Here is a 24,402-nt window from a genome sequence, read left to right on the forward strand (position 1 = left end):
CTCGCGGGCGCGCGGTCCTCGTCGGCTCCCGCGAGTGCGCAGGAGTCGTCGCACTCGCAAGCACGCAGGAGTTGTCGCACTCGCCCTCGACTGCGACGACTCTTGGAGACTCGACACTCGTCCACTCGAGCGACCCTCGAGTGCGCAGAAGTCATCGTGCTCGCGCTCGACTACGACGACTCTTGAGTGCTTGGCACTCGGCACTCGGCACTCGGCGCTCCCGCGAGTGTGCAGGAGTTGTCGCACTCGAGCTCGAGTGCGACGACTTCCGCGCACTCGCGGGGGCGGGGAGCGGGGCGGAGACGGGCAGCGGGCGGGCACCGCCCACCCGCGCCCCGCCACCCGCGTCAGCCGATCGTCACGAGGGCGGCGAACAGCTCCGGCGCTCGGCGGTCGACGATCCGACCGCCGACGCGGATGCCGACCAGCGCGAAGACGGTGCCCAGCACGAGGGCGGCCGCCAGTCCGATCAGGCCGAAGGCCGGGTCGCCGCCGATGAGCGAGATCGCGCCGAGGACGATCGACGGGAGCGCCAGCAGACCGGTCGCGGCCATGCTCCCCAGCATCACGACGCTCGAGATCATCCCGGAGCCCGGCGGCGTCTTCAGCGGGCTGTCCCCCGGCCCGGGCACGGGGTAGACGACGAGCGACGAGGCGACGCTCGACACTCCGAACCCGCTGAGAACGAGGGCCAGCGCCATGCCCAGCACGGCCGGGATCGCGTCGGCGCGTCCCGCGTACAGCGCGGTGCCCACCGCCACGACGACCACCGCAGGGACGCCGATGATCGCGGCGGCGACGACGCGACCGGCGCGGTCGGCCGACCCCGTCACTCCGGAGCTGACGTGCGCCGCCCAGGCGGTGCCGTCGTACGACACGTCGGCGCAGAGGGTCACGCCGAAGATCAGGCCGACGAGCACGGCCGAGAGCAGCACGAAGGCGTCGCCGCCGCTGCCGATCGCGGAGTAGAACACCGCGAGGACGACGACGGCGGGGATGACGAGCAGCCCGCGGCTGTAGCGCGGGTCGCGCCACCAGTAGCCGAGGGCACGCGCGGCGACGGCGCCGGTCGGGGTGCCGGGGAAGCGCCCGAACAGGCCGAGGCCCGCGGATCCGGAGGCGGAGTGCGCGCCGGACGCGGCGGGCTCCGCGAGCGCGTGCCGCAGCGCCCGGGTCCACGCCCAGACGAGGACGGCCAGCGTCGCGAGCCCGATCAGCAGGCGCGCGATCGCCGCGACCCAGTCGCCCGCGACGACGGATCCGGGGACGGCCCAGATCGCGCCGAGCGGCGACCAGCCGAGGGCGCCCGCGATCACGGGCAGGACGTCCAGGCCGTCGCGGATCACGTTGGTCAGGCCGAAGAAGAGCGGTCCGAGCAGGATGACGACGACGAGCACGACGCCGCCGATCACCTCGCGGTAGCGGCGGCTCGAGCCCAGGCCCGTGGTGAGCGCGCCGATCAGGCGCGACGCGACCACGCAGGTCGCGACGCCGATCACCGCGGCGACGAGGCCGGGAAGGATGCCGATCGGACGGCTCCACCAGGCGGCGGCGGAGGCGAGCGCCCCGAGCGTGGTCACCACGCCGGGGATGCCCGCGAGGCCCGCGGCGGCGAGCCCGAGGAGGAGGGTACGCAGCGGGATCGGGAACGTCGCGAGGGTGGGCAGGTCGAGGCTCTGGTCGGAGCCGGACAGGAAGATCGGCCCGAGCACCCAGCCGAGGATCAGAGCGGATCCGCCGAGGACGATCGCGACGTTCGCGAACGCCGGGTCCGTGCCTCCGAGCGCGACCAGGCCGGCCGCGACCAGGCCGAGCACCGCGATCGCGTAGAGACCGCCGAGGATCACGCCGATCAGCTGCCACACGTTCCGCGTCAGCGAGTTGCGGAGCAGGAGCAGCCGCAGCCTCAGGAGATGCGCAACCATGCCGGTCCCTCCTGGTGGGTGCGGCCGCCGACCAGCTCGACGAAGCGCTCCTCGAGGCTGGAGCCGGCGCGGACCTCCTCGAGGGTGCCGGAGGCGAGCACGCGGCCGTCGGCGATGACGGCGACGCGGTCGCACATCCGCTCGACGAGGTCCATGGAGTGGGACGACACGATGACCGTGCCGCCCGATGCGACGAAGCCGGTCAGGATGTCGCGGATGTTCGCCGCTGAGACCGGGTCGACCGACTCGAACGGCTCGTCGAGCACCAGGAGGCGCGGGGCGCGCACGAGCGCGCAGGCGAGCGCGATCTTCTTGGTCATGCCCGCGGAGTAGTCCACGACGAGCGTGCGGTCGGCCGGATCGAGGCCGAGCAGGGCGAGGAGGTCGTCGGTCCGCTCGACGACGACGGAGCGCTCGAGCCCGCAGAGCAGGCCGTAGTAGGTGACGAGCTGGAGACCGGTGAGGCGGTCGAACAGCTTGACGCCGTCGGCGAGGACGCCGATCAGCCGCTTCGCCTCGAGGGTGTCCTTCCAGACGTCGACCTCGTGGATCGTGACGACGCCGCTGTCGGGGCGGAGCAGGGCCGTGGCCATCGAGAGGGTCGTCGTCTTGCCCGCGCCATTGGGGCCGACGAGCCCGAAGAAGGACCCGGCGGGGACGTCGAGGTCGATGTCCTTCACGGCCTCCTTGTCGCCGAAGCGCTTGCGGAGGCCGCGGATCCGCAGGGCGACCTCGCCGTGGCGGCCGGAGGCCTCGGGGGCGACCCATGCGGGGGTCGCGGAGTCGGTGTGCGCGGAGTCGGTGTGCTCGGCAGCGGTGCCGTCGGCGGCGGTGCGCGCGGCGGGGCTCTCGGTGTCCGTGCCGTCCTGGGGAATGCCGGGGGGCGTCGTCCCGTCCATGTGTGTCCCTTCCGGGCCGCGGTGGGCGGCCGCTCCTCCACCCTAGGCAGGCGCTGCGGCCGGGGCATCCGTCCCGCGATGGAGTCGCGCGGCCCCGGCCCCTCGACGGGGCGGGGCGGGAGCACGGCCGCCTACGCTGGCCCCATGCCCACGCTCCTCCTCGTCCGGCACGGACGCACCACCGCGAACACCGCGGGGATCCTCGCCGGACGCACCGCCGGAGTGCGGCTCGACGACGTCGGACGCACGCAGGCGGCGCGCACCGGGGAGCGGCTGGCGGCGGTCGAGCTCGCGACCGTGGTGTCGAGCCCGCTCGAGCGGTGCCGGCAGACCACGCGCTTCGTCCTCGAGCGGCAGACGGGATCGCCGGCGACCGTGATCGACAAGGGCATCACCGAGTGCGACTACGGCGACTGGTCGGGGCGCTCGCTGCGGGATCTCGCGACGGAGCCGCTCTGGGCGACGGTGCAGAACCAGCCCTCCGCGGTGGTCTTCCCCGGCGGCGAGGGGATGCTCGCGATGCAGGCCCGGGCCGTGTCCGCGATCCGCCGGCACGACGCGGCGGTGGCGGAGGAGCACGGGGCCGGCGCGGTGTGGGCGGCGGTCAGCCACGGAGACACGATCAAGGCGATCCTCGCGGACGCGCTCGGCATGCACCTCGACCTGTTCCAGAGGCTCAGCGTCGGACCGGCGTCGGTGTCGATCATCCGCTACGGCGCGGGGCGGCCCGAGGTCGTCGCGATGAACACGGACGCCGGGGACCTGGGCTGGCTGCGGAAGGCGGCCCCCGTGGCGGACGCCGCCGTGGGGGGCGGGGCGGGGCACGAGTAGGCGCGGGTTCGGGAGGGCCGCTTCAGGGCTCGATCGAGCGGCAGGGATGCGGGTGCTCGGCGGCGGCGGATCTCGATGCGTCCGCTCCGCGGGGGGCTCGGTCAGCAGAAGAGACGGCTGCTCGATCAGCAGGCCGCCCGAGCCCGACGCGCGCAGCCACTGCGGAGGCGGGCGCTCGTAGACTGGGGGCATGCCTCCGATCGTGCACGGATTCGACTGGCCCGATCGCGTCGTCGTGGGGACCGTCGGCTCACCCGGCTCGCGCTCCTTCTACCTCCAGGCCAAGACCGGGCCCCGCGTGGTCAGCGTCGGCCTCGAGAAGCAGCAGTCGGCCCTCCTCGCCGAGAAGATCGACGAGATCCTCGACCAGCTGATGACCGCCCAGGGCAACCCGGTCAGCGTCCCCGCCGGCACTCCCCCGGAGCTCGTCGACAACGACCCGCTCGACCAGCCCGTGGAGCCCGAGTTCCGCGTCGGCGGTCTCAGCCTCGGCTGGGACCCGTCCACCGCGCAGATCGTGATCGAGGCCTACCCGCTGACCGAGGCGGAGGACGACTCCGAGGAGGAGCCCGAGCCCACCGAGATGCTGCAGGTGAAGATCCCGGTCGGCACGGCGCGCGCCTTCGCGAAGCGCACCCTCGAGGTCGTCGGCGCCGGACGTCCGCTCTGCCCCCGCTGCGGCGAGCCGATGGATCCCGACGGGCACGACTGCCCGCTCGCATGAGCGACCCGGGCGGGCTCGACGGCGAGCTGGAGCTGGCCGGCCGGATCACGATCGCCTCGAACGCGACGTTCCTCGCGCAGCTCGGCGAGACGTCCGTCGTCTACAAGCCGATCTCGGGCGAGAAGCCGCTGTGGGACTTCCCGGACGGCGTGCTGGCGGGCCGCGAGGTCGCCGCCTACCTCGTCTCGGAGGCGCTCGGCTGGAACGTGGTGCCGCGCACGTGGCTCCGCGACGGTCCGCTCGGGCCGGGCATGGTCCAGCTCTGGCAGGACATCGATCCGGACCAGGACGCGGTCGACCTGGTGCCCGCCGACGCCGTGCCCGACGGATGGCGGCACGTCCTCGACGGCAGCGACGAGGAGGACCGCGACATCTCCCTCGTGCACGAGGACTCGACGGCGCTGCGCCGGATGGCCGTGTTCGACGTGGTCGCCAACAACGCGGACCGGAAGGGCGGGCACGTGCTCGCGCTGCCCGACGGCCACCGCTACGGGGTCGACCACGGCCTCACCTTCCACTCCGAGCACAAGCTGCGCACGGTCCTCTGGGGCTGGATCGGCGAACCGCTGCTCGAGGAGGAGCTGACGGCGCTGGCGCTCCTGCGCGCGCAGATCGACGGACCGCTCGGCGAGGCGCTCTCGGAGCTGCTCACCGAGGACGAGGTCGCCGCGTTCGCGAAGCGCTGCGAGCGGCTCGGCTCCTTCGGCCGCTTCCCGGGCCCGCGGGGCGGGATGCCCGCGGTGCCCTGGCCGCTGTTCTGAGCCGGGCGCGGTCAGAACTCAGGACGAACGCCTCCGGAGCGACGGGGACGCGCTGATCCTCAGGCGCGGGAGCGGGTCCCTCCTGCATCCTGAGCGGCTCAGAAGCTCCAGCCGCGGCCGAACAGCTCCTCGCCCGGCGTCCCGCCGCCTCCCGGACCCGCGCCGCGAGCGCCGAGGTAGGAGGAGACGACGGCCGCTCCCAGGTCCTCCGCCTCCGGGTTCACCACCGAGCCGCCGACCCGGCGGGCGAGCGAGTCGATGAAGCGCGCGAGGCCCGGGTCGTCGCCCAGGCGGAAGAACGTGGTGTGCGCGCCGAGGCGGAGCGACGCGTCGAGCTCGCGGACCGAGACGGCGACCGTCAGCGGGTCCGGCGGGTAGTCGAAGAAGACGCCGCCGTCGGGCTCGAGGTGCGCGGTCGGCTCGCCGTCGGTGACGATGAGCAGCACCGGCTGCGCGTTCGGGTGCTTGCGGAAGTGCCGGTTGGCCAGCAGCAGCGCGTGGTGCAGGTTCGTGCCCTTGTCCCACTCGGCGTCCAGGCCCACCAGCTGCTCGACGTCCATCACCTCGGCGCGTCGGCCGAAGGCGACGAGCTGCAGCGCGTCTCCTCGGAACCGGCTGCTGATCAGGGTGTGCAGGGCGAGCGCAGTGCGCTTCATCGGCACCCAGCGGCCGTCCATCGCCATCGAGAACGAGGTGTCGACGAGGAGCGCGACACAGGCCTGCGTGCGCGCCTCCGTCTCCTGCACCTCGACGTCGTCGATCCGGATGCGCACCCCCGAGCCGACCGGCCTGCCCTCGCCGGCGGTGCGGGTGAGGGCGTTGGTCACCGTGCGGGGGATGTCCCAGGCCTCGGTGTCGCCGAACTCCCACGAGCGCGTCGCTCCGGAGCGCTCGCCCGCCGCGCCCGCACGCCGGACGTCGCGGGCGCCCTGACGGCCGGAGACGGTCTCGGCGATGTCGCGCAGGAGCGCCTTCCCGAGCTGGCGCATGGCCTTCGGGCTGAGGGCGAGGCGGCCGTCGGAGCCGCGGCGCAGGGTCCCGGAGTCGCGCAGGGCCCGCTCCAGGCGCTTCAGCGTCTGCGCGTCGACCGAGGCGTCCTCGCCGAGGCGCTTCGCCAGCAGGTCGAGGTCGAGGTCGTCGAGGGAGGAGCGGTCCGTCTGCGCGAGCTGGTCGGCGAGGGCGTCGAGGTCGGCCAGCTCCTGGAACACGCCCGTCCCGTCGCCGAGGCCGAGCCCCTGCTCGCCGTCCATCCGCTCGGAGCCGCCCCAGTCCTCGCCGGGACGGAGCCCCCGCAGGGTCTCGTCGAGGCGGCCGAGGGACTGCATGAGCTCCGGCGTGCCGAAGGCCTCCTGGGCGAGGGCGTCGAGCTCGGCGCGCTGCTCGGCGGTCATCGAGTTGCGCATCCGCTGGGCCGCGGCCGCGCGGGCGGCGAGCGCGTCGATCAGCTCGTCCACCGACTTAGGGCCCTCGGGGAAGTACTCGCCGTGCTGCTCCATGAAGGCGTCGAACTGCTCGGGGGTGTCCTCCCCGCGCGCGTGCGCCTCGAGCAGCTCGTTCAGGTCGCGGAGCATCGCGTCGATCGCGGCGCGGTCCTCGTCGCTCGCGTTCTCGAGGGCCTGCTTCATCCCCTCGAAGCGCTGATCGAGCATCTCGCGGCCCAGGAGCTCGCGGATCCGCTCGAAGTCGGCGCGCGCCTCGGGGCTCTGCCAGCGGTAGTCGCGGAGCTCCGAGACGGCCGCGGCCGGCGAGGGCGGGAGGCTGTCGAGCTGGATCTCGGCGAGCGCGCGGTCGCCGTCGTCCATCTGCGTGTCGCGGGCGAGCTGCTTGCGCTCGGCGAGGACGGCCTTGTCGAGGAGCTCGCGGATCTCGCGGAGCGTGCCGTCGAGGTTGTTCCTCTGCGTGAGCTCGCGACGCCGCTCGGCGACGCGGGCGGCCAGGTCGTCCAGGCCCTCGCGGTCGCGGGTGCCACGGCGGAGGAACTCGCGCAGGGCGCGCTCGGGCGAGGTGCCGCCCATCACGTCCTCGCCGATCGCGTCGAGGGCCTCCTTCAGGTCGACCGGAGGAGCGAGCGGATCGGGTCCCCCGTCGTACTTCGCGTAGCGCGCGTCGCGCTTCAGCCGCCGGTTGCCGCGCGGAGCATCAGCCATAGACGGCCTCGCCCCCGCCCGTCTCCTTGCTCAGCTTGCGCGAGAGGTAGAGGCCCTCGAGGGCGAGCTCGACCGCTCCGGCGCGGCGCCCCTCCCCCACGGCGTCGAGACGCTCGGCGACCTCGTCGTACACGCGGGCCTCGCCCAGCAGCGGCAGGCCGGCCAGGAACTCGCGGGCGGTCACCTGCTCGCCGGTCGTGATCATCGCGCCGTTCTCGACCGCCTCGACGAGCGGCCCGAGGTCGACGCCGCGCAGGTGAGCGCGGACGGTCTCGGCGGTGGCCTGACGGAGCAGGTGGTCGAGGATCTCGTCCTCGCGGCCCTCCTCCCCCGACTCGAACTCGATCTTGCCGCCGAGCACGTCGACGGCGGTCTCGAGGTCGATGGGGCGGGCGACCGCCTCCTCCTCGCCGCGGCGGGTGGCGCGGTGCAGGGCGGCGGCGGCGATCGTCTCGGCGCCGGCGATGGCGAAGCGGGCGCTGACGCCGCTGCGCTGGTCGACGGAGCTCGACTCGCGCAGGGCCCGCGTGAAGCGGGCGAGGATCTCGATGAGCGCATCGGGCACGGTCGCGACGAGGTCCGCCTCCTGCCGGATGACGGCGACCTCGTCGACGAGAGCGGTCGGGTAGTGGGTGCGGATCTCGGCGCCGAAGCGGTCCTTCAGCGGCGTGATGATCCGGCCGCGGTTCGTGTAGTCCTCCGGGTTCGCGCTCGCGACGACGAGGACGTCGAGGGGGAGGCGGAGGACGTAGCCGCGGATCTGGATGTCGCGCTCCTCCATCACGTTGAGCATGGCGACCTGGATCCGCTCGGCCAGGTCCGGCAGCTCGTTGATCGCGACGATACCGCGGTGGCTGCGCGGGATGAGGCCGAAGTGGATGGTCTCCGGGTCGCCCAGGCTGCGGCCCTCGGCCACCTTCATCGGGTCGACGTCGCCGATGAGGTCGGCGACGCTGGTGTCGGGGGTGGCCAGCTTCTCGACGTAGCGCTCCTCGCGGGGCTTCCACGCGACGGGCAGGTCCTCGCCCAGCTCCTCCGCTCGGCGGCGGCTCTCCGTGGTGATCGGCTCGTAGGGGTGCTCGCCGAGCTCGGACCCCTCGATGACGGGCGTCCACTCGTCGAGCAGGCCGACGAGGGTGCGCAGGAGGCGGGTCTTGCCCTGGCCGCGCTCGCCCAGCAGGACGATGTCGTGACCGGCGATGACGGCGCGCTCGACCTGCGGGATGACCGTCTCGGCGAAGCCGTGCAGGCCCGGCCAGGGATCGCGGCCCTCGCGCAGGGCGTCGAGCAGGTTGTCGCGGATCTCGGTGCGGAGGCTCTTCTGCACGTGCCCGGAGGCACGGAGCTGGCCGAGGGTCTGGGTCGTCGGGCGCATCACCTCGGCAACGCTACGCCGCAGGTCCGACACGTGGTGGAGGTGCGGCGGATTCGCGGCGCGGGCTTGCGCGGGGGCCGCGCCGCGGACGGCTCAGCGCTCGAGGCGCGGGGCGGCGGCGAGCAGGCGGCGCGTGTACTCCTCCTGCGGTGCGGCGAGGAGCGACGCGGCCGGCCCCGCCTCGACGATCCGGCCCTCGCGCATCACCGCGATGCGATCGCTCATGTGCGCGATCACGCCGAGGTCGTGCGAGATGAGGAGGAGGGCGAGGCCGTGACGGCGCTGCAGGTCGTCGAGCAGGTCGAGGATCTGCGCCTGCACCGACACGTCGAGGGCCGAGACGGGCTCGTCGCAGATCAGCACGTCGGGGCGCGTCGCCAGCGCCCGGGCGATCGAGACGCGCTGGCGCTGACCGCCGGAGAGGGTCCGCGGCGAGCGCCGCTCCAGGGCGGGGTCGAGCCCCACGCTCTCGAGCAGCGCGGGCACGGAGGCGGCGCCGGCGTCGCGGAGGAGGCGGCCGACGCTCCAGCGCGGGTCGAACGAGGAGAGGCTGTCCTGGTAGACGGCGCCGATCCGCGGGCGGCGGGGACGGCGGGAGCGCTCGGTCGCTGCCGACCACGGCTCGCCGAACAGCTCGACGGCGCCCGCGTCCGGACGCCGCAGCGCCAGCACGAGCCGGGCCACCGTGCTCTTGCCCGACCCGGACTCGCCGACGAGCCCCACGGTCTCGCCGCGCCGCAGCCGGAGGTCGACGTCGTCGACCGCGACCCGCACTCCTCCGCCGGGCAGCGGGAAGCGGGCGGCGAGACCGCGGGCCGCGACCACGACCTCGCCGGGGGTCTCGGGCGGGGTCGCCGGTGCGGTCGGGTCGGTGAGCCGGGAGCCGCGCGGGCGCCCGGCGGGGACGGCGGCCACGAGCGCGCGGGCCTCGGGGCTGCGGGGCGCGCGCAGCACCTCGGCCGCGGTCCCCTCCTCCACCACGCGGCCGTCGGCGAGCACGAGGATGCGGTCCGCGAGGCCCGCCACCACCGCGAGGTCGTGCGAGACCAGGACGAGCGCCCGGCCGCGCGCCTTCTGCTCGGCGAAGAGCTCGAGCACGCGGGCCTGGACGGTGACGTCGAGCGCGGTGGTCGGCTCGTCGGCGACGAGCAGCGGCGGATCGAGCGCCACGGCCGCCGCGAGGAGGGCGCGCTGGCGGAGCCCGCCGGAGAGGTCGCCGGAGCGCTCCCGCATCCGCTCGGCCGGCTCCGGCATGCCGACGCTCGCCAGGGCCTCGACCGTCCGCTGCGCGCGCTCGGCCGCGGGGAGGCGGCCGTGGAGGCGGAGCACGTCGCCGATCTCGCGGCCGATCGGGCGCAGCGGGTCGAGCGAGAGCAGCGCGTCCTGAGGGACGAAGCCGACGGATCCGCCGCGCAGCCGCCGCAGCTCCCGCTCGCCCGCTCCGACCACCTCGGTCCCGCCGACGCGGACGCTCCCGGTCACGGCGCCTCCGCTCAGCCCCAGCAGCGCTCGCGCGGTGACGCTCTTGCCCGACCCGGACTCGCCGACGATCGCGACGCACTCCCCCGGCTCCACGCGGAACGAGACCCCGTGCACCACCTCGACTCCGTCGAAGGCGACCCGGAGCCCCTCGACGACGACCGCGCTCACCGCGCACCCCGCAGACGCCCGCCGAGGACCGTCGTCGCGATCGTGGTCAGCACGATCGCCAGCCCCGGGAACACGGTCAGCCACCACGCGCTCGCGAGGTAGGTGCGGCCCGCCGAGAGCATCGCGCCCCACTCCGGCGCGGGCGGCTCCGCGCCCAGGCCCAGGTAGCTGAGGGCCGAGGCCCAGACGATCGCCTGGCCGACGCCGAGGGTCGCCAGCACGGCGAGCGGCCCGAAGGTGTTGGGGAGGACGTGCCGGACGAGGATGCGGACGGGTCCGTGCCCCAGCACGCGCGCCGCCTCGACGTAGCCGGAGTCGCGGATGCCGAGCAGCTGCGTGCGCAGGATGCGGGCGTACCCCGGCGCGGTCGAGAGGCCGACCGCGATGGTGGCGGGGACGACTCCGGGACCCGTGACCACGATCACGAGCAGCGCGAGCAGGAGCGCGGGGAAGGCGAAGAGCACCTCGAGCACGCGGCCGATCACGCCGTCGACGACGCGGCCGCCGAACGCCGCGACCACCCCGAGCACCGCGCCGAGGACGAGGCCGATCGCGGTGGCGCTGGCGCCGATCAGGAGGGATGCGCCGGCCCCCGCGATGAGGCGGCTGAGGACGTCGCGACCGGACTCGTCGGTGCCGAGCAGGTGCGCGGCACCCGGTGGGGTGAAGGCGTCGCGCGGGGCGACGGCGAGCGGATCGGAGGGGGCGAGCAGCCCGGGCACGACGGCGGCGAGCAGGAGCAGCACCACGAAGACCGCGGCCAGCACCTCGCCGGCGCGGAAGCGGGAGGGACCCCGGCGGAGCGGGCGGGCGGCGCGCAGCTCGAGCTCGCTCACGCGACCGCCTCCCGCCGCGCCAGCCGCGGGTCGATCACGCGGGTCAGCAGATCGGTGGCGAGGGTCACGACGATGTACGCCAGCGCCGTGACCAGCACGACACCCGTCACCACCGGCACGTCACGGACCGTCACCGCCGCGAGCAGAGTCCGGCCGAGCCCCGGCCTCGCGAAGATCGTCTCGACCACCACGGCCCCGCCGATCAGGTAGCCGAACGCCCAGCCCGAGAGCGAGACGCCCGGCAGCACCGCGTGGCGCAGGGCGTGGCGGGCGCGGACGCCGAGCTCGCCCTCGCCGCGCGCCCGAGCGGCGAGCACGAACGGCGACTCCAGCGCGTCGAGGAGGGAGCGGCGCATCACCTGGCCGAGGAAGCCCGCCAGCGGGATCGCGAGGGTGAGCGTCGGCAGCACCAGCCCGGCGGGCGACCCGGTGCTGACCGGGGGCAGCCAGCGCAGCGCGGTCGCGAAGACGGCGATCAGCACGGTCGCCAGCCAGAAGTGCGGGAGCGCGGCCGCCGTGAGCTCGAGGCCGGACCCGATCGCGGCGGCGAGCCGGCCGCCCCGGGTCGACCAGAGGGCGGTCGCCAACGCGAGGATCCACGCGGCGGTCAGCGCGAGCACGGCGAGCAGGAGGGTGCCGGGCAGCTGCTCGCCGAGGATCTGCGCGACCGGGGTGCGCAGGGAGTAGGAGGTACCGAGGTCGCCGCGCGCGAGCCTGCCGAGCTGCACCAGGTACTGCACGAGGAGCGGCTGGTCGAGGCCGTACTGCTCCCGCACCGCGGCGAGCGCCTCCGGCGACGCCTGCGAGCCCGGACCGCCGAGGATCGCCTGCGCCGGATCGCCGGGGACGAGGCGGATGAGGACGAAGACGGCGGTCGCGACGGCCCACAGCACCACGAGGGCGCCGCCGAGGCGGAGGAGCACGCGGCGGATCATGCGGGCGGGCGTCCTCTCTGGTCGGGGCGATGGAGGGGGCGGGGCTTCGTCGAGGTCCGCTCCCTCCGGAGCACGGGGTCTCGATGCGCGACCGTCGGCGGCTACTCGACCAGCATGGAGGACGGATCCCTGCTGATCGAGCAGCCCGCGGAGCGGGCGCATCGAGGTCCGCCCGTCCCGATCGCGGGGTCTCGATGCGCCGCCGCGGCGACTACTCGACCGGCATGCGTCCGCTCATCGATCGGTGCAGGCGGCTCTCCGGAGCCGGGTCAGACCCAGGCGTCGGCGAACCAGGGGGTCGACACGGTGTCGAGGGCGACGAGGCCCTGGACGGCCGACCGGTGCAGGTAGTGGTTCTGCTGGTCGTAGAGCGGCAGGATCCAGTAGCCCTCGAGGACGATCCGCTGGGCCTGCTCGTACAGGTCGGCGCGGGCGTCCTCGTCGGTGGTGGCGCTCGCCTGCTCGAGCAGCGAGTCGAGCGCGGGGTCGGCGATCTGCGCGTGGTTGGCGAAGTAGCCGCTCGGCGCGGGGGTGATGCCCGAGGAGGAGTAGAGGATCCGCAGAACGTCGGGTCCGACCTTCGTGTACGGGGCGCTCACCAGCTCGTACTCGTTCGACGCGAGCGCGGTGTACCAGCTCGACAGGTCGAGCAGGCTGATCCGGACGTCGAAGCCGAGGGTCTTCGCCGAGGCCTGGATCTGCTCGAACAGCGACTGCTCGGCCGGGATCGACTGGTTGGTGCTGACGGGGAAGCGCAGCGTCAGCGGCGTGCCGTCCTTCTCGCGGATGCCGTCGCCGTCCGAGTCCACCCAGCCGGCCTTCTCGAGCAGGTCCTCGGCGGCGGCCGTCTCGGAGTCGGACCCGGCGTCCTCGAAGAGCGACGGGTCGGAGTACGCGGTCGCCTCGCGGCTGGACAGCGGGGAGTAGGAGCGCTCGGCGGTGCCGAAGAAGAGGGAGTCGATCGCGTCGTTCACGCCGACGCCGCGGACGAACGCCTCGCGGACGGACTCGTCGTCGAACGGCGCCTGGCCGGAGTTGAGCTCGAGGCGGTTGACCGAGCCGGGCCGGGGCGCGTCGAGCTCGACGAGGTCCGTGGCTCCGGTCGCGGCCTTCAGAGTGTCGGGCTGGGCGTTGTCGAGCACGTCGACCTCGCCCGACTGCAGCGCCGCGTAGCGGGTGGCGGAGTCGGGGATGAAGCGCCAGGTGATGCTCGCCAGGTGCGCGGGGCCCTCGTGGCCGTCCCCGGTCGGGCCGGTCGACGCGTCGTAGGCCTCGTTGCGGGTGAGGGTCACGTGGTCCTGCCTGACCCACTCCGAGACGGTGAAGGGGCCGGTGCCGACGGGCGCCTCGCAGTTGGCCTCTTCGCCGCGGGCGATGCCGGCGGGCGACTCGATCGCGGTCCACGGCTGCGCGAGCGACTCGAGCAGCGCACTGTCCGGCGCGGTCAGGGTGAAGCGGGCGACGGTCGGCGAGACCGCGGTGACGGAGGCGACCTTCGCCACGGCGAGGTAGCCGGTGGAGGACTTGGTCGCCGGGTCCTGCAGGTGCGCGATGTTCGCGGCGACCGCCTCCGCGTCGAGGGCGGTGCCGTCGGTGAAGGTCGCGCCCTCGCGCAGGGTGAAGTCGTAGCTGAGCGCGTCGTCCGAGACGGTCCACGACTCGGCCAGCCACGGCGTGATGGTGCCGTCGGCGTCGCGCGAGACGAGCGACTCGAGCACCTGTGTCGCGAGGAGCGCCTGCGGGTAGTTGCCGCCGACGTGCGGGTCGAGGCAGGTGGGCTCGGCGTCGCCGGACGCGTAGGTGAGGGTCCCGCCGTCGACGGGGGTGCTGGAGGCGTCGGGCGTCTCGGCGGTGCAGCCGCTGAGCAGGAGCGCGGCGGCCGCGACGGCGGCGGGGAGGGCGAGGAGGCGGGAGCGCAGCGGCATGACGTCTTTCGTGGAGGGGTCGGGGGTGCACGCGTTTCTTGGACGCGACCCAGGAAACGCTAGCAGGGCGTGGAGGCGGCGGGCGGGGATCGCTCGGATCCGTGGAGGAGCGCCCGGATCCCGCGCTGGGGAGGGACGAATCGCGCTGGCGGAGATCCCCGACGCGCCTGTCGGTGGGGATCGGCCTCCGCTCTCCTACTGTCGACGCATGACCTCCGCCGTGCTCGCCCTCCTGTTCGGCTCCGCCGTCGCCCTCGTGGGCCTCGTGCCCTGGGCCGCCCTGCAGTACCGGCGCCGCGGCGTCCTCGGGATCGGCAACGCGGTGCTGGCCTTCGCCGCCGTGGTCTACGCGCTCGCCCTCGTCACCTACACGCTCCTCCCCCTGCCCGACGAGGCGACGGTCGCCGCCGCCTGCCGCACCGGATCGGGTCCGCAGCTGCGCCTGTTCGCGTTCGTCGGGGACATCGCGAAGGAGGGCGGGATCGACGGGCCCCGCGCGCTGCTGACGAACCCCGCGTCCGCGCAGGTGCTCCTGAACGTGGTCTTCTTCGTCCCCCTCGGGATGCTCGTCCGCCACCTCGCTCTGCGCGGGCGCCTCGTCGCCGGGCTGATCGGCGGCACCGTCGTCGGCTTCGCCGTCTCGCTCCTCATCGAGGTCACGCAGCTCACGGGCGACTGGTTCCTCTACCCGTGCGCCTACCGGCTCTTCGACGTCGACGACCTGCTGGCCAATACGGCCGGCGCCCTGCTCGGCACCCTCCTCTCCCCTGTGCTCCTCGTCTTCACCCGCCGGACCGAGGGCGCGGTGCCGGAGCTGGCCCGCCCGGTCACGATCCGCCGCCGCGCGTTCGGCATGTTCTGCGACGTGCTCGCGCTGAGCCTCATCACGGGCGCGCTCGTCTCGATCACCGGGGTCGGCCTCGTGCTCGCGGGGGTGGACACGCGCTCGAGCCACGGGGACGTGGTTCTCGGAGCCCTGCCGTTCGTCGCTCCGCTGCTCCAGCTGGTGATCGTGCTGCGGTCCGGGCGGACCCTCGGCGAGACGGTGGTGCGCCTGCGTCCCGAGCCGCGACCGCTCCTCTGGCAGCGGCTCGTGCGCTGGGCGGCGGGATCGGGCGGCTGGTCGACCCTGCTCGCCGTCGAGGGCGGGTTCTGGTCGCTGCTCGCCTTCGTCCTCGCGGCGGCCGCGATGATCGGCCTGGTCGTGACGCGGGGCCGCCGGGGGACGGCGAACGCGCTGGCTCGCCTCGACGTCGTGGACGAGCGGGCGGCGACCTCGACCACCGTCAGCGCTCGGTGAGGTTCTGCTGCTCCTTGTAGAGCCGCCGTGATCCTTCCGCTGCGGGAATATCGATGACAAGCGGTGCAAACTCATTGAGGACGCGCTACCTTGACTCGAACACGAGGAGGGGGCTCCGGCATGGCATCTGCATCGCGTCGAACCGTCCAGGGCGCAGTCGGAGCACTGATACTAGGCACCACTACCACATTCCTTTTCTTGTTCTCGACTGTTCCAGTTGTCGACGTCAAGTCCGACCCGTCATTTTTCGCGGCCTTCACGGATCACGACGGTGGGAGCTTGTGGATCGAGATGACAAGTTCGAAGCCGCTACCGCTGAGTGAGCGCGATAAGCGCATAGAACTGACATTCGACATCTTCGCGAGCCCAGGCGCACTCGTCGACATCGTCCTCGGCGGCGGATTCATGACCGCGAACCCGAACTGCGCCGGCAACGGCATAGATCTGGGCAGCGTCTCATCAATGACAACGAGCGACCCGTTGGCCGAGATGCTCGACTCCTACGTCGCTCGACGCCCCGGAACAGGCCGCCTCTACAGCGATCCGGCCAGGTCGCTCCTCGCGCCGGATAGCGCGAACCGGTGGCTCGAGCAACAAAAGCTGCTCGTGGCCCGAGGTATCCAGGTCCACGACACCCAAGATCGAGTCTGGTCAGCAGATGACAACGCTGCACCCACCACCTACCAACTCGCGACAGCTCGCCTGACATGCTCGTTCGACTCCACCGCCGTGCTCGGATCGGTTCGAGAGCGAGATCGCTTTCGTTCCCCTGACCTCGTCGCGGCGCACAATCGACCTGACGGCATGGGAATGCTCACGGTGTCGTACCGAATTGAAGCCGCATTCACGGACGCGGTCAGCGAAAGCCGCTCCACTTTCGTCGCCACCGAGCAGAAGTACGACGACGGCGGGTCGCTTGTATCGACCTATTCCGACGACTGGTGGGCGCGCGGAGCGCGCGCTAAGGAGGCAATCACCCTCGCGGGTGGAACGTCCCTGCTCGAATCTCGAGATGCTCAAACCCGGCGCCAGTGGTTCCGTCTCGGCGCTGGACTCTCTGCATCGCTCACAGTCGCGGCACTGATAGCAACCGTCAGTTACTCCGTCTCGCGATCAAGATGGGGCACGATGTGAGCATTCCGTCTCGCGCAAGGATCGCAGCCACATCGCTGATTGGAGTTCTTGCCGTTGCCGGGGCGATACTCGTCGCGATGAACACAGGTACACTCCCGATCGACCAGGGTGTGCGATCAGCGTTCGCGATTGCTTCGCTCACCGATCGGGCAGCAGTTGAGGGAAGGCTCTCCCTTCTAGGGATAGATCCAGAGGACCGGCCCAAGGGCCGGGTCTCGGTGTTCATAGGAGTAGCCGGCGCAATCGATGGTTCGTCGAATGTGTCAGTCGACCTGCCGAGTCGTCTCGACGGTTCGGACGCCGCGCCGACCGCACCAGGCCGACAAGCGGCAACCCTCGTTATAGGTGGAGATGCAGCCGAGGATTTCGAAGCCTGCGATCCAAGCGTCGAAGCGAGTATCTGGACCGGCCTCTCGTTCACCGAACTGTCGCCTACCGAGCAGACCGCGATCGTCACAAGCATCGATTCACAACTTCAGAACAGGGAAGCCCGGTACGGTCGACCGCACAGTGAAAAGGGTCTTTCCGCGATCGATATCGCGGCAGCGATGTCATTCACCCTCGTAGAACCGACATCTTTTCCCGCAACGCAGTGGGAAATGGTGGATTCGTCCGGGACCGACGGCGACTCGCAGCAGACGCAAGTGGCGGAGTCAGTAGTCGAAGTACGGGGGAACGCCGTCTCCTTCCAGTGCGATGTGCCCTTCACCAGCCTTTGGACCGCCCAGGCAACCGGTCCGCGCTTCGAGATCCCTGCGCTGGTGGTCAACGATGCCTTCAGCAATGACCGGCAGCTGACGAATGCAGAGATAGGCGTATTCAGAATAAAGGAGCTGTCCGAGAGTGCGTACTCCAGTAGCTCAGGCCTCGATGACTCGACTTCCGTCGAGACCTGGCCCGGGCTAGACGGAACTCGGATCGGAAACAGCGCACTTGATTCCGGGAAGGCAGAAGTGGCATTGCCCGATATCGTTTTGAACTACACGTCATCACCGGCTGCTGCGTCGCGAGATGCTCGCATATTCTTGTCCGGTATCTTGTTCTCCCTTTTCGGCTCGATGCTCGTTGCGGTTCTCAAGCAAGTAAGCAGCCGAAAAGGAGCTCAAGAAATGTGACTTGAGAAGCTGTCGGCGCTCGGGCCGCGTCAGTGGAAACCTCCCGTTTCTCCTCAAGCCGCACGGCGAACTCGTCAGCCTCGACTCGCAGGGACGTACCGCCTCCGATCAGACCGCCGCGCGGAGCCCCTCGACCAGGTCGTGCTGCGCCTCGCGGCCGGCCCGCGTGGGCACGAGCGGGTACACGTGGACCTGCCCGACGGCCTCGTGGAGCTCGAACGGGACCCCGGCGGCCGCCGCCCGCTCGGCCAGCACGTGGGCGTCCGGATTGAGGACGTCACGCGTGCCCGTGAAGACGGTGAGGGGGCCGAGGCCCGCCAGGTCGCCGAACAGCGGGCTGACCGCGGGATCGAGCAGGTCGAGGGCGCCGCGCCAGCTCTCGGCGAGGACGCGACCGCCCGGGGTGCCGAGCCAGGGATCGGTCGGCTGCACCTCGGGGATCCGCGGGTTGCTCCAGGAGAGGTCGAGCGCGGGCGAGACGAGGGTCGTGCGCGGCAGGACCACCCCGTCGTCGCGCAGGGCGAGAGCGGTCGAGAGGGCGATCTGGCCGCCCGCCGAGTCGCCGGCGAGGCAGGTCGCCCCGTGCCGCTCCAGACTCCGCAGCACCAGGGCGCGGACACCGTCGCGCGCCTCGAGCGCCGTGCCGAAGGGCACGAGCGGGTAGATCGGGAGGGTCACCGCGACGGAGGCCTCGTCGGCGATGCGGGCGGCGAGCCACCAGTGCTGGGGCGCGATCTCGTTCACCCAGCCGCCGCCGTGGACGTAGACGACGCCGCCGCGGATCACCCGCGGGCGGATCGTGTAGACCGGCCAGGAGCCGACCTGCTCCACGTCGACGCGCACGCCGGGCCGGAGGCGGGGCGGCGGGCCGTAGGAGGCGGGACGGAGCGCACGCTCCCGGATGCGGCGACGGGCTCCCTCCGCGCTGACGAAGGTGCGGTTCGCGCGGGCGAGCCGGAGCGCGAGCGGGACGAGGGCATCGGGGACGACGAGCGGCATCGCCCGAGCATCGCGCACCCCGGTGCGCAGCGGCTGGGCGGCGACGGACTGCGCGGCTGCGGACTCTGCGACGACGGACTCGGCAGCCACCGACGCGGCAGCCACGGACTCCGCCGCCGATCCGCGGAGGTCGGAGGACGCGGCGCGGGCTCCGCGGAGGGAGCGTCGGCACCCGCGGACGCAGCGTCGGAGACCGCGGACGACGCCCGGGCACCCCGCGCACAGCACGACGGCCCGGCCCGTGGAGGGAACCGGGCCGGGGCCGCCGGTCAGCGTGGTGCCTGCACGCCCGCGGAGGGCGGGTCGGCAGTGACCTCGCTGTCGCCGTGCGCTGCGGGTCAGCGGCGCGCGGCGGAGCGGCCGGCGAAGCGGGTGTAGACGAGCAGGACGATGATCGCTCCGATGATCGAGCCGATGATGCCGGCGGGCTGGAAGAAGCCGTCCATCGGGTCGTGCTGGAAGATCAGGAACCCGAGGAAGCCGCCGACGAACGAGCCGACGATGCCGAGCACGATGGTCATGCCGATGCTGATGCTCTGCTTCCCGGGGACGATGAGGCGGGCCAGCGCTCCTGCGATGAGTCCGACGACGATGAGGCTGATGATGAGACCGAGCATGGCGGTCGTCCTTCCGTTGTGCGGGCGGGGGCCCGCTGATCGGTTCCGCGGTTGCGGGACCGGTGGCTACGCAACCACCCCGGAGGAGGCGGCGGTACACCCCTGGGGGTGTGCTCGCACCGACGAGCCGTGCGGTAGCGTCCGACCATGACCCGCCGTGCGCCCCTCACCGTCGCGCTCGTCGACGACTACGACGTCGTCCTCACGGGCCTCGCGCACATGTTCGACCACTACCGCGACCGGGTGGTCGTCGCCGAGATCGACGCGAACGCCTCACTCTCCGACCGGATCGACGTCGTCCTCTACGACTCGTTCGCCCAGCCGGAGTCGGACCACCACGAGATCGCGGAGCTGGTGCGCAACGAGCGGGCCGAGCACGTGGTCGTCTACACGTGGAACTTCGCGCCGACGCTCATCGCGGACGCCCTCGAGCAGGGCGTCCACGGCTACCTCTCCAAGACCCTGCCGGCGCGGGAGCTGGTGGCCGCGCTCGAGCGGGTGGCCGCGGGCGAGGTCGTCGTCAGTGATCCTCCACGGCGGGCGGGCAGCGCACCGGGCCTCGACTGGCCGGGCCGCCACGAGGGCATCACCGACCGGGAGTCGGAGATCCTCGCGCTCATCACGCAGGGCAAGAGCAACGCCGACGTCGCCGCCCTCACCTACCTCAGCCCCAACACGGTGAAGTCCTACATCCGCAGCGTCTACGGCAAGATCGGCGCGACCAGCCGCACGCAGGCCGTCCTCTGGGGCGTCGACCACGGCTTCACCCCCGACCACCACCGCATCGACCACTGGCTCGGCGGCCCCTGACCCGCGCCCGCGGGACGCCGCTCCGGTACGCGACCCGCCGACGAACGCGCACCCGGGAGGCGTCTCGCGGGAGGGGGCGGGGGCGCACGCACCGCTACGGTGTGGCCATGCCCCTCGACCGCGCGCCGACCATCCGCGACGTCGCGGTGCGGGCCGGAGTGTCGTACCAGACGGTCTCGCGGGTGCTCAACGACAGCCCCCAGCTGCGGCCGCGCACCCGGGAGCGCGTGCTCGCCGCGATCGAGGACCTCGGCTTCCGCCCCAGCGCCGCCGCCCGCGCCCTGGCGACGAGCCGCTCCGGCCTGATCGGGATCCTCGCCGCCGAGAGCCACAGCTTCTACGGCACCGCCACCGCGATGGCCGCGATCGAGCAGGCGGCGCGCGACGCGGGCTACCGGGTCCCGGTCGTGAACGCGGCGCCGGACGCGGAGTCGCTGGCCGACGGCCTCGCCCACCTGCAGCGGGAGTCGGTGGAGGCGATCGTGGTCCTCGCCCCGCAGGAGCGCGCGCTGGAGGCGATCGAGAGCCTCGCGATCGGCGTCCCCTCGGTGACGCTCGGCGCGACGGACCGCGGCGCCGACTCCCTGCTCCTCGTCGACCAGGCGGCCGGAGCACGACTGGCGACCGAGCACCTCGTCGGCCTCGGCCACACCCGCATCGCGCACCTCGCCGGTCCGCAGCACTGGGTGGAGGCGCAGGCCCGGCTCGAGGGCTTCGGCGCCGGGATGAGCGCGGCCGGCCTCGACCCCGTCGCTGTCGTGGAGGGCGACTGGAGCGCCGAGTCCGGCTACCGCGCCGGCCTCCGCCTCCTCGGAGCCGCGCTTCTGCCGACCGCGGTGTTCGCCGGCAACGACCAGATGGCCCTCGGACTCCTGCACGCCTGCACCGAGCGGGGACTGCGCGTGCCCGAGGACCTCAGCGTCGTCGGCTTCGACGACGTGCCCGAGGCGGCGCACTACCAGCCGCCGCTGACGACCATCCGCCAGGACTTCGCGGAGGTCGGCCGCCGCACGATCGGGGTCGTGCTCGCGGAGCTGCGCGGCGAGGAGCCCGCCGTCGACCGCCCGGTGCCGCCGGTGCTGGTGGAGCGGGCGTCGACGGCGGCGCCGCCGAGCTGACGCCGCGGCTGCTCACCGGGCCGGGACGAACGAGGGCGCCGCACCCGATCGGGTTGCGGCGCCCTCGTGGGACGGGACGGCGTCAGCCGCGGCCCTGCACCTTGTAGGGGTTGAGCAGCGCGTCCTTGATCTCGTCCGGCACGCCCTCCTCGGTCGCGCTCGGGCCGTCGGCCGGCGGGAACGACTCCGTCATCGACATCGGCATGGCGCTGTTGCGGTAGAAGTTGTTCGAGCCGAGCGAGGGCTTCCAGGTGTTCGGCGTCCAGTCCGGCACGTAGTTGCGGTAGCCGCCCGTGTTCATCTCGATGCGGAGCGTGGACGGGTCGCGGAAGTAGAGGAAGTTCTGCTCGCCGATGCCGTGGATCGAGGGGCCGTACTCCATCGGCACGCCGTTCTCCATCAGGATGTCGGCGGCCTGGAGGAGGTCCTCGCGCTGGTCGACCCAGAAGGCGTAGTGGTTGACGCGGCCGGGGCGCGAGGAGCCGTCCAGGACGACGCCGAGGTCGTGCGACTTCTCGTTGGTGGTCAGCACCGAGAAGACCGAGATCGGCGCCTCGTCGAGGACGGTGCGCGCCATGATGCGGAAGCCGAGCACATCGTTGTACCACTTCGCGAAACCGTCGACGTCGCGCGAGGCGATCGTGACGTGGTCGAGCTGGCGGGGCGCGCCGAGGTGGCGGCTGCGGCGCGAGGGGCGGTCGGGGTAGATCGAGCCGGCGTCGCCCTCGGCGTGGAAGTGCTCGACGTCCCAGTGCAGCGTCATCGAGTGGCCGTAGGGGCCGGTGAAGCGGTAGGCGCGGCCGATGCCGGCGCCCTCGAACCACTCGCCCGCGGAGCCGGCCTCCTCGATGCGGCGCGCCGCCTCCTCGAGGGCCTCGGCGCTGGAGGTGCGCCACGCCATGGTCTCGAGCGAGGGCTCGTCGCCGGCGACGATCACGACGCTGTAGCGGTAGTAGTCGCCCCAGCAGCGGAGGTAGACGGCGTCGTCGGTGCGGTCGACGACGGTGAGGCCGACCTGCTCCTCGTAGAAGCGCACGCTCGCCTCGACGTCGGGGGCGGTGATGGTCACGAACGAGAGGTGGGAGAGCAGCTTGATCATCGTTGATCCTTTCCGGGGACTCGGGCGGCCTCGGCGTGCCGCGCTCCCCACTCTCGCGACGCCGGAGGTATCCGGGAACCTGCACTTGCCTATCGTCGGCATCAGCTCGGGTGATGCCCTCGGTCATCGATCCCGTGGATGCGCCGCATCGGGGAATCGATCTGGCGGATCACCCCGAGCGGGGTCAGAGTGAGGGAGCGGTGACGACGCCGCTGGACCGGAAGGACCGTCACTGATGACGCTGCGACCCGAGGACGCTCTCGTCCGATTCGGACTGGTGCGCTTCCGCACCCCTGACGGCCCCGCGCTGGGCGTCCTCTCGGAGGGACGCGTGCACCGCGTCGACCTCTCCGCCCTGGGCGTCGCGGACGCGAACGAGGTCTTCGCCCGCTGGGCCGAGCTCGAGCAGGCGGTCCGCGCGATCCCCGGCGGCTCAGAGGGCGTCGCCCTCGACGAGATCGAGCTCCTCGCCCCCGTGGCTCCGCGCCAGCTGCTGCAGACCGGCGCCAACTACCGCACCCACGTCATCGGGCTGGTCGTCGGCCACCGCTCCCCCGACGACCCCCGCCCCGTGGAGCAGGTCCGCGCCGAGGCCGCCGCGATGATGGACGCCCGCGCCGCTCACGGGGAGCCCTACTTCTTCATCGGCCTGCCGCAGACCGTCGTCGCCGCCGACTCCGACCTGGTGCTGCCCGCCGCGAGCGAGCGCCACGACTGGGAGCTCGAGCTCGCCGTGATCATCGGCACGGAGGCGTTCCACGTCTCGCCCGAGGACGCCATGGACCACGTCTGGGGCTACACGATCGTCAACGATGTGAGCACCCGCGACCTGATCTTCCGCAAGGACATGCCCGAGATCGGCACCGACTGGTTCCGCGCGAAGAACTCGCCCGGCTTCAACCCCACCGGCCCGTTCGCGGTGCCCGCGTCCGAGTTCACGGACGCCCCCTTCGAGCTGCGGCTCGACCTCAACGGCGAGACGATGCAGGACGCCGACACGAGCGACCTCCTCTTCGACATCCCGCGGCTGATCTCGGCCGCCTCGCAGACGATCCCCCTCCTCCCCGGCGACCTGCTGCTCACGGGCAGCCCGGCCGGCAACGGCCAGGCGCGCGGGATCTTCCTCAAGGCCGGCGACCGCCTCGAGGGCTCGGTGACCGGTCTCGGCACGCAGCGCTTCACCTGCGTGGCGGAGCAGCCCCGATGACCACCCCGCCGACCCGCGACCCGGCGGATCTCGATCGCAGCGACCCCGCCGAGGAGGTCCGCCGCTCCGCCGAGGCCCACCGCAACTGGGGCCGCTGGGGCGAGGACGACCGCGTCGGCACCGCGAACCTCATCACCGACGAGCGCCGCCTGGCCGCGGCCCGCCTCGTCACCCGCGGCGCGGCGTTCAGCCTCTCGCAGCGCTTCGACTCCGAGGGACCGCAGAACGGCTGGCGCCGCCGCACGAACCCCGTGCACACGATGCTCGACACGGGCCTGGACGCCGAGTTCGGCGACCAGGGCTTCCCGCACGGCATCGGCGGCGCGGACGACGTGGTCGCCATGCCGCTCCAGGCCTCGACCCAGTGGGACGGCCTCGGCCACATCTTCGACCGCGGGAAGGCCTGGAACGGCCGCGCCGCCGGCCGGGTCGTCACCAGCGAGGGCGACGGAGTGACCGGGATCGAGCACGTGAGCGCCCTGCTCAACGGCCGCGGCGTGCTCCTCGACGTCGGCAGCGCGATCGGCGAGGGCGGCGAGCTGCCCGACGGCTACGCCATCACCGTCGCCGACCTCGAGCGAACGATCGCCGTGCAGGGAGCGAGTTCCCGCGTCGGCGAGGGCGACCTGCTGCTCGTCCGCACCGGACGCCTCGCCCGCGCCAGGCGCGAGGGCTGGAACGGGTACGCGGGCGGCCCCAGCGCCGGCCTCTCCTTCACCACCGCGGGCTGGCTGCGCGAGCGCGACGTCGCCGCGGTCGCCACCGACACCTGGGGCTTCGAGGTCCGCCCCAACGAGTTCGACGAGGCCTTCCAGCCGCTGCACCAGGTCGCCATCCCGAACATGGGCCTCACCATCGGCGAGATGTGGGACCTCGACGCGCTCGCGGCCGACTGCCGCGCGGACGGCGTGTGGGAGTTCCTCCTCGTCGCCGCCCCGATCCCGTTCACGGGCGCCGTCGGAGCCCCGGTCAACCCGATCGCCCTGAAGTAGCCC

The 24,402-nt window shown here is 72.7% G+C and carries 21 protein-coding genes; 10 read left to right on the plus strand and 11 right to left on the minus strand.

Going from position 1 to position 24,402, the window contains the following annotated elements; translation table 11 throughout:
* Window positions 1-347 precede the first annotated feature (347 nt).
* Both C5D50_RS01410 and C5D50_RS01415 read right to left on the minus strand, forming a co-directional pair.
* Window positions 348-1,925, minus strand: coding sequence for a transporter (locus tag C5D50_RS01410; RefSeq protein WP_104282533.1), 1,578 nt, complete (start codon window positions 1,923-1,925; stop codon window positions 348-350).
* Window positions 1,907-2,824: an ABC transporter ATP-binding protein gene (locus C5D50_RS01415; protein ID WP_104282534.1), complete on the minus strand. Its 918-nt coding sequence runs from the start codon at window positions 2,822-2,824 to the stop codon at window positions 1,907-1,909. The genes C5D50_RS01410 and C5D50_RS01415 overlap by 19 nt, the downstream gene beginning before the upstream one ends.
* A 144-nt stretch (window positions 2,825-2,968) precedes the next feature.
* Between C5D50_RS01415 and C5D50_RS01420 the strand changes: the two genes are divergently transcribed.
* The 3 genes from C5D50_RS01420 to C5D50_RS01430 all read left to right on the plus strand — a co-directional run bounded on the left by C5D50_RS01420 (window position 2,969) and on the right by C5D50_RS01430 (window position 5,140).
* Window positions 2,969-3,655 carry a histidine phosphatase family protein gene (locus tag C5D50_RS01420; protein WP_104226042.1) on the plus strand — a complete coding sequence of 229 codons (687 nt, stop codon included), beginning with the start codon at window positions 2,969-2,971 and terminating at the stop codon, window positions 3,653-3,655.
* A gap of 190 nt (window positions 3,656-3,845) precedes the next feature.
* Window positions 3,846-4,379 carry a DUF3090 domain-containing protein gene (locus C5D50_RS01425; protein WP_104225051.1) on the plus strand — a complete coding sequence of 178 codons (534 nt, stop codon included), beginning with the start codon at window positions 3,846-3,848 and terminating at the stop codon, window positions 4,377-4,379.
* Window positions 4,376-5,140: an SCO1664 family protein gene (locus C5D50_RS01430; RefSeq protein WP_104226043.1), complete on the plus strand. Its 765-nt coding sequence runs from the start codon at window positions 4,376-4,378 to the stop codon at window positions 5,138-5,140. Before C5D50_RS01425 ends, C5D50_RS01430 begins: the two co-directional genes overlap by 4 nt.
* Window positions 5,141-5,238: 98 nt before the next feature.
* Here C5D50_RS01430 and C5D50_RS01435 read toward each other — a convergent pair whose 3' ends face one another.
* The 6 genes from C5D50_RS01435 to C5D50_RS01460 form a co-directional block, all read right to left on the minus strand.
* Window positions 5,239-7,287: a VWA domain-containing protein gene (locus C5D50_RS01435; protein ID WP_104282535.1), complete on the minus strand. Its 2,049-nt coding sequence runs from the start codon at window positions 7,285-7,287 to the stop codon at window positions 5,239-5,241.
* Window positions 7,280-8,662, minus strand: coding sequence for a magnesium chelatase (locus C5D50_RS01440; RefSeq protein WP_104262318.1), 1,383 nt, complete (start codon window positions 8,660-8,662; stop codon window positions 7,280-7,282). The genes C5D50_RS01435 and C5D50_RS01440 overlap by 8 nt, the downstream gene beginning before the upstream one ends.
* Before the next feature lie 93 nt (window positions 8,663-8,755).
* Window positions 8,756-10,312: an ABC transporter ATP-binding protein gene (locus C5D50_RS01445; RefSeq protein WP_104238832.1), complete on the minus strand. Its 1,557-nt coding sequence runs from the start codon at window positions 10,310-10,312 to the stop codon at window positions 8,756-8,758.
* Window positions 10,309-11,148, minus strand: coding sequence for an ABC transporter permease (locus C5D50_RS01450; RefSeq protein ID WP_104282537.1), 840 nt, complete (start codon window positions 11,146-11,148; stop codon window positions 10,309-10,311). The genes C5D50_RS01445 and C5D50_RS01450 overlap by 4 nt, the downstream gene beginning before the upstream one ends.
* A complete protein-coding gene (locus C5D50_RS01455) occupies window positions 11,145-12,083 on the minus strand; it encodes an ABC transporter permease (RefSeq protein WP_104249670.1) in 939 nt (312 codons plus the stop codon). Before C5D50_RS01455 ends, C5D50_RS01450 begins: the two co-directional genes overlap by 4 nt.
* A 269-nt stretch (window positions 12,084-12,352) precedes the next feature.
* A complete protein-coding gene (locus C5D50_RS01460; protein ID WP_104282538.1) occupies window positions 12,353-14,008 on the minus strand; it encodes an ABC transporter substrate-binding protein in 1,656 nt (551 codons plus the stop codon).
* Between the two features lie 208 nt (window positions 14,009-14,216).
* On the opposite strand from C5D50_RS01460, the gene C5D50_RS01465 reads away from it, so the two are divergent.
* From C5D50_RS01465 to C5D50_RS16280, 3 genes are all read left to right on the plus strand, one after another.
* On the plus strand, window positions 14,217-15,308 hold the full coding sequence (locus C5D50_RS01465) for a VanZ family protein (protein ID WP_181137264.1): 1,092 nt from the start codon (window positions 14,217-14,219) through the stop codon (window positions 15,306-15,308).
* A gap of 198 nt (window positions 15,309-15,506) precedes the next feature.
* A complete protein-coding gene (locus C5D50_RS16275; protein ID WP_146086863.1) occupies window positions 15,507-16,442 on the plus strand; it encodes a hypothetical protein in 936 nt (311 codons plus the stop codon).
* Entirely contained in the window at window positions 16,439-17,557 is a 1,119-nt protein-coding gene (locus tag C5D50_RS16280) for a hypothetical protein (protein WP_146086864.1), read from the plus strand. Before C5D50_RS16275 ends, C5D50_RS16280 begins: the two co-directional genes overlap by 4 nt.
* A gap of 108 nt (window positions 17,558-17,665) precedes the next feature.
* On the opposite strand, the gene C5D50_RS01470 is transcribed toward C5D50_RS16280, so the two are convergent.
* Both C5D50_RS01470 and C5D50_RS01480 read right to left on the minus strand, forming a co-directional pair.
* On the minus strand, window positions 17,666-18,646 hold the full coding sequence (locus C5D50_RS01470; RefSeq protein ID WP_258069521.1) for an alpha/beta hydrolase: 981 nt from the start codon (window positions 18,644-18,646) through the stop codon (window positions 17,666-17,668).
* A 248-nt stretch (window positions 18,647-18,894) separates the two neighbouring features.
* Window positions 18,895-19,173, minus strand: coding sequence for a GlsB/YeaQ/YmgE family stress response membrane protein (locus tag C5D50_RS01480; RefSeq protein ID WP_104225042.1), 279 nt, complete (start codon window positions 19,171-19,173; stop codon window positions 18,895-18,897).
* Window positions 19,174-19,320: 147 nt separating this feature from the next.
* On the opposite strand from C5D50_RS01480, the gene C5D50_RS01485 reads away from it, so the two are divergent.
* Both C5D50_RS01485 and C5D50_RS01490 read left to right on the plus strand, forming a co-directional pair.
* Window positions 19,321-19,983 (plus strand): response regulator transcription factor, encoded by a 663-nt coding sequence (locus C5D50_RS01485; protein ID WP_104225041.1) that lies wholly within the window; start codon window positions 19,321-19,323, stop codon window positions 19,981-19,983.
* Between the two features lie 107 nt (window positions 19,984-20,090).
* Window positions 20,091-21,101, plus strand: a complete 1,011-nt coding sequence (locus C5D50_RS01490; RefSeq protein ID WP_104282541.1) for a LacI family DNA-binding transcriptional regulator — start codon at window positions 20,091-20,093, stop codon at window positions 21,099-21,101.
* An 82-nt stretch (window positions 21,102-21,183) separates the two neighbouring features.
* On the opposite strand, the gene C5D50_RS01495 is transcribed toward C5D50_RS01490, so the two are convergent.
* Complete coding sequence (locus C5D50_RS01495; protein WP_104282542.1) at window positions 21,184-22,200, minus strand: VOC family protein; 1,017 nt, start codon at window positions 22,198-22,200, stop codon at window positions 21,184-21,186.
* Between the two features lie 235 nt (window positions 22,201-22,435).
* Here C5D50_RS01495 and C5D50_RS01500 point away from each other — a divergent pair, with 235 nt between their 5' ends.
* Both C5D50_RS01500 and C5D50_RS01505 read left to right on the plus strand, forming a co-directional pair.
* On the plus strand, window positions 22,436-23,407 hold the full coding sequence (locus tag C5D50_RS01500; RefSeq protein ID WP_104282543.1) for a fumarylacetoacetate hydrolase family protein: 972 nt from the start codon (window positions 22,436-22,438) through the stop codon (window positions 23,405-23,407).
* Entirely contained in the window at window positions 23,404-24,399 is a 996-nt protein-coding gene (locus C5D50_RS01505; RefSeq protein ID WP_104282544.1) for a cyclase family protein, read from the plus strand. Before C5D50_RS01500 ends, C5D50_RS01505 begins: the two co-directional genes overlap by 4 nt.
* The last annotated feature ends 3 nt before the right edge of the window (window positions 24,400-24,402 follow it).

The organism is Rathayibacter sp. RFBD1 (genome assembly GCF_002932915.1).
GTDB lineage: Bacteria > Actinomycetota > Actinomycetes > Actinomycetales > Microbacteriaceae > Rathayibacter.

What these genes read in the sequence shown, in the direction of transcription:
- C5D50_RS01435 (WP_104282535.1), bottom strand. Translation starts at nt 7,287, where the DNA reads ATGGCTGATGCTCCGCGCGGCAACCGGCGGCTGAAGCGCGACGCGCGC.
- C5D50_RS01415 (WP_104282534.1), bottom strand. Translation starts at nt 2,824, where the DNA reads ATGGACGGGACGACGCCCCCCGGCATTCCCCAGGACGGCACGGACACC.
- C5D50_RS01505 (WP_104282544.1), top strand. Translation starts at nt 23,404, where the DNA reads ATGACCACCCCGCCGACCCGCGACCCGGCGGATCTCGATCGCAGCGAC.
- C5D50_RS01420 (WP_104226042.1), top strand. Translation starts at nt 2,969, where the DNA reads ATGCCCACGCTCCTCCTCGTCCGGCACGGACGCACCACCGCGAACACC.
- C5D50_RS01480 (WP_104225042.1), bottom strand. Translation starts at nt 19,173, where the DNA reads ATGCTCGGTCTCATCATCAGCCTCATCGTCGTCGGACTCATCGCAGGA.
- C5D50_RS01495 (WP_104282542.1), bottom strand. Translation starts at nt 22,200, where the DNA reads ATGATCAAGCTGCTCTCCCACCTCTCGTTCGTGACCATCACCGCCCCC.
- C5D50_RS01500 (WP_104282543.1), top strand. Translation starts at nt 22,436, where the DNA reads ATGACGCTGCGACCCGAGGACGCTCTCGTCCGATTCGGACTGGTGCGC.
- C5D50_RS01430 (WP_104226043.1), top strand. Translation starts at nt 4,376, where the DNA reads ATGAGCGACCCGGGCGGGCTCGACGGCGAGCTGGAGCTGGCCGGCCGG.
- C5D50_RS01465 (WP_181137264.1), top strand. Translation starts at nt 14,217, where the DNA reads ATGACCTCCGCCGTGCTCGCCCTCCTGTTCGGCTCCGCCGTCGCCCTC.
- C5D50_RS01440 (WP_104262318.1), bottom strand. Translation starts at nt 8,662, where the DNA reads ATGCGCCCGACGACCCAGACCCTCGGCCAGCTCCGTGCCTCCGGGCAC.
- C5D50_RS01490 (WP_104282541.1), top strand. Translation starts at nt 20,091, where the DNA reads ATGCCCCTCGACCGCGCGCCGACCATCCGCGACGTCGCGGTGCGGGCC.
- C5D50_RS01460 (WP_104282538.1), bottom strand. Translation starts at nt 14,008, where the DNA reads ATGCCGCTGCGCTCCCGCCTCCTCGCCCTCCCCGCCGCCGTCGCGGCC.
- C5D50_RS01455 (WP_104249670.1), bottom strand. Translation starts at nt 12,083, where the DNA reads ATGATCCGCCGCGTGCTCCTCCGCCTCGGCGGCGCCCTCGTGGTGCTG.
- C5D50_RS01485 (WP_104225041.1), top strand. Translation starts at nt 19,321, where the DNA reads ATGACCCGCCGTGCGCCCCTCACCGTCGCGCTCGTCGACGACTACGAC.
- C5D50_RS01425 (WP_104225051.1), top strand. Translation starts at nt 3,846, where the DNA reads ATGCCTCCGATCGTGCACGGATTCGACTGGCCCGATCGCGTCGTCGTG.
- C5D50_RS01410 (WP_104282533.1), bottom strand. Translation starts at nt 1,925, where the DNA reads ATGGTTGCGCATCTCCTGAGGCTGCGGCTGCTCCTGCTCCGCAACTCG.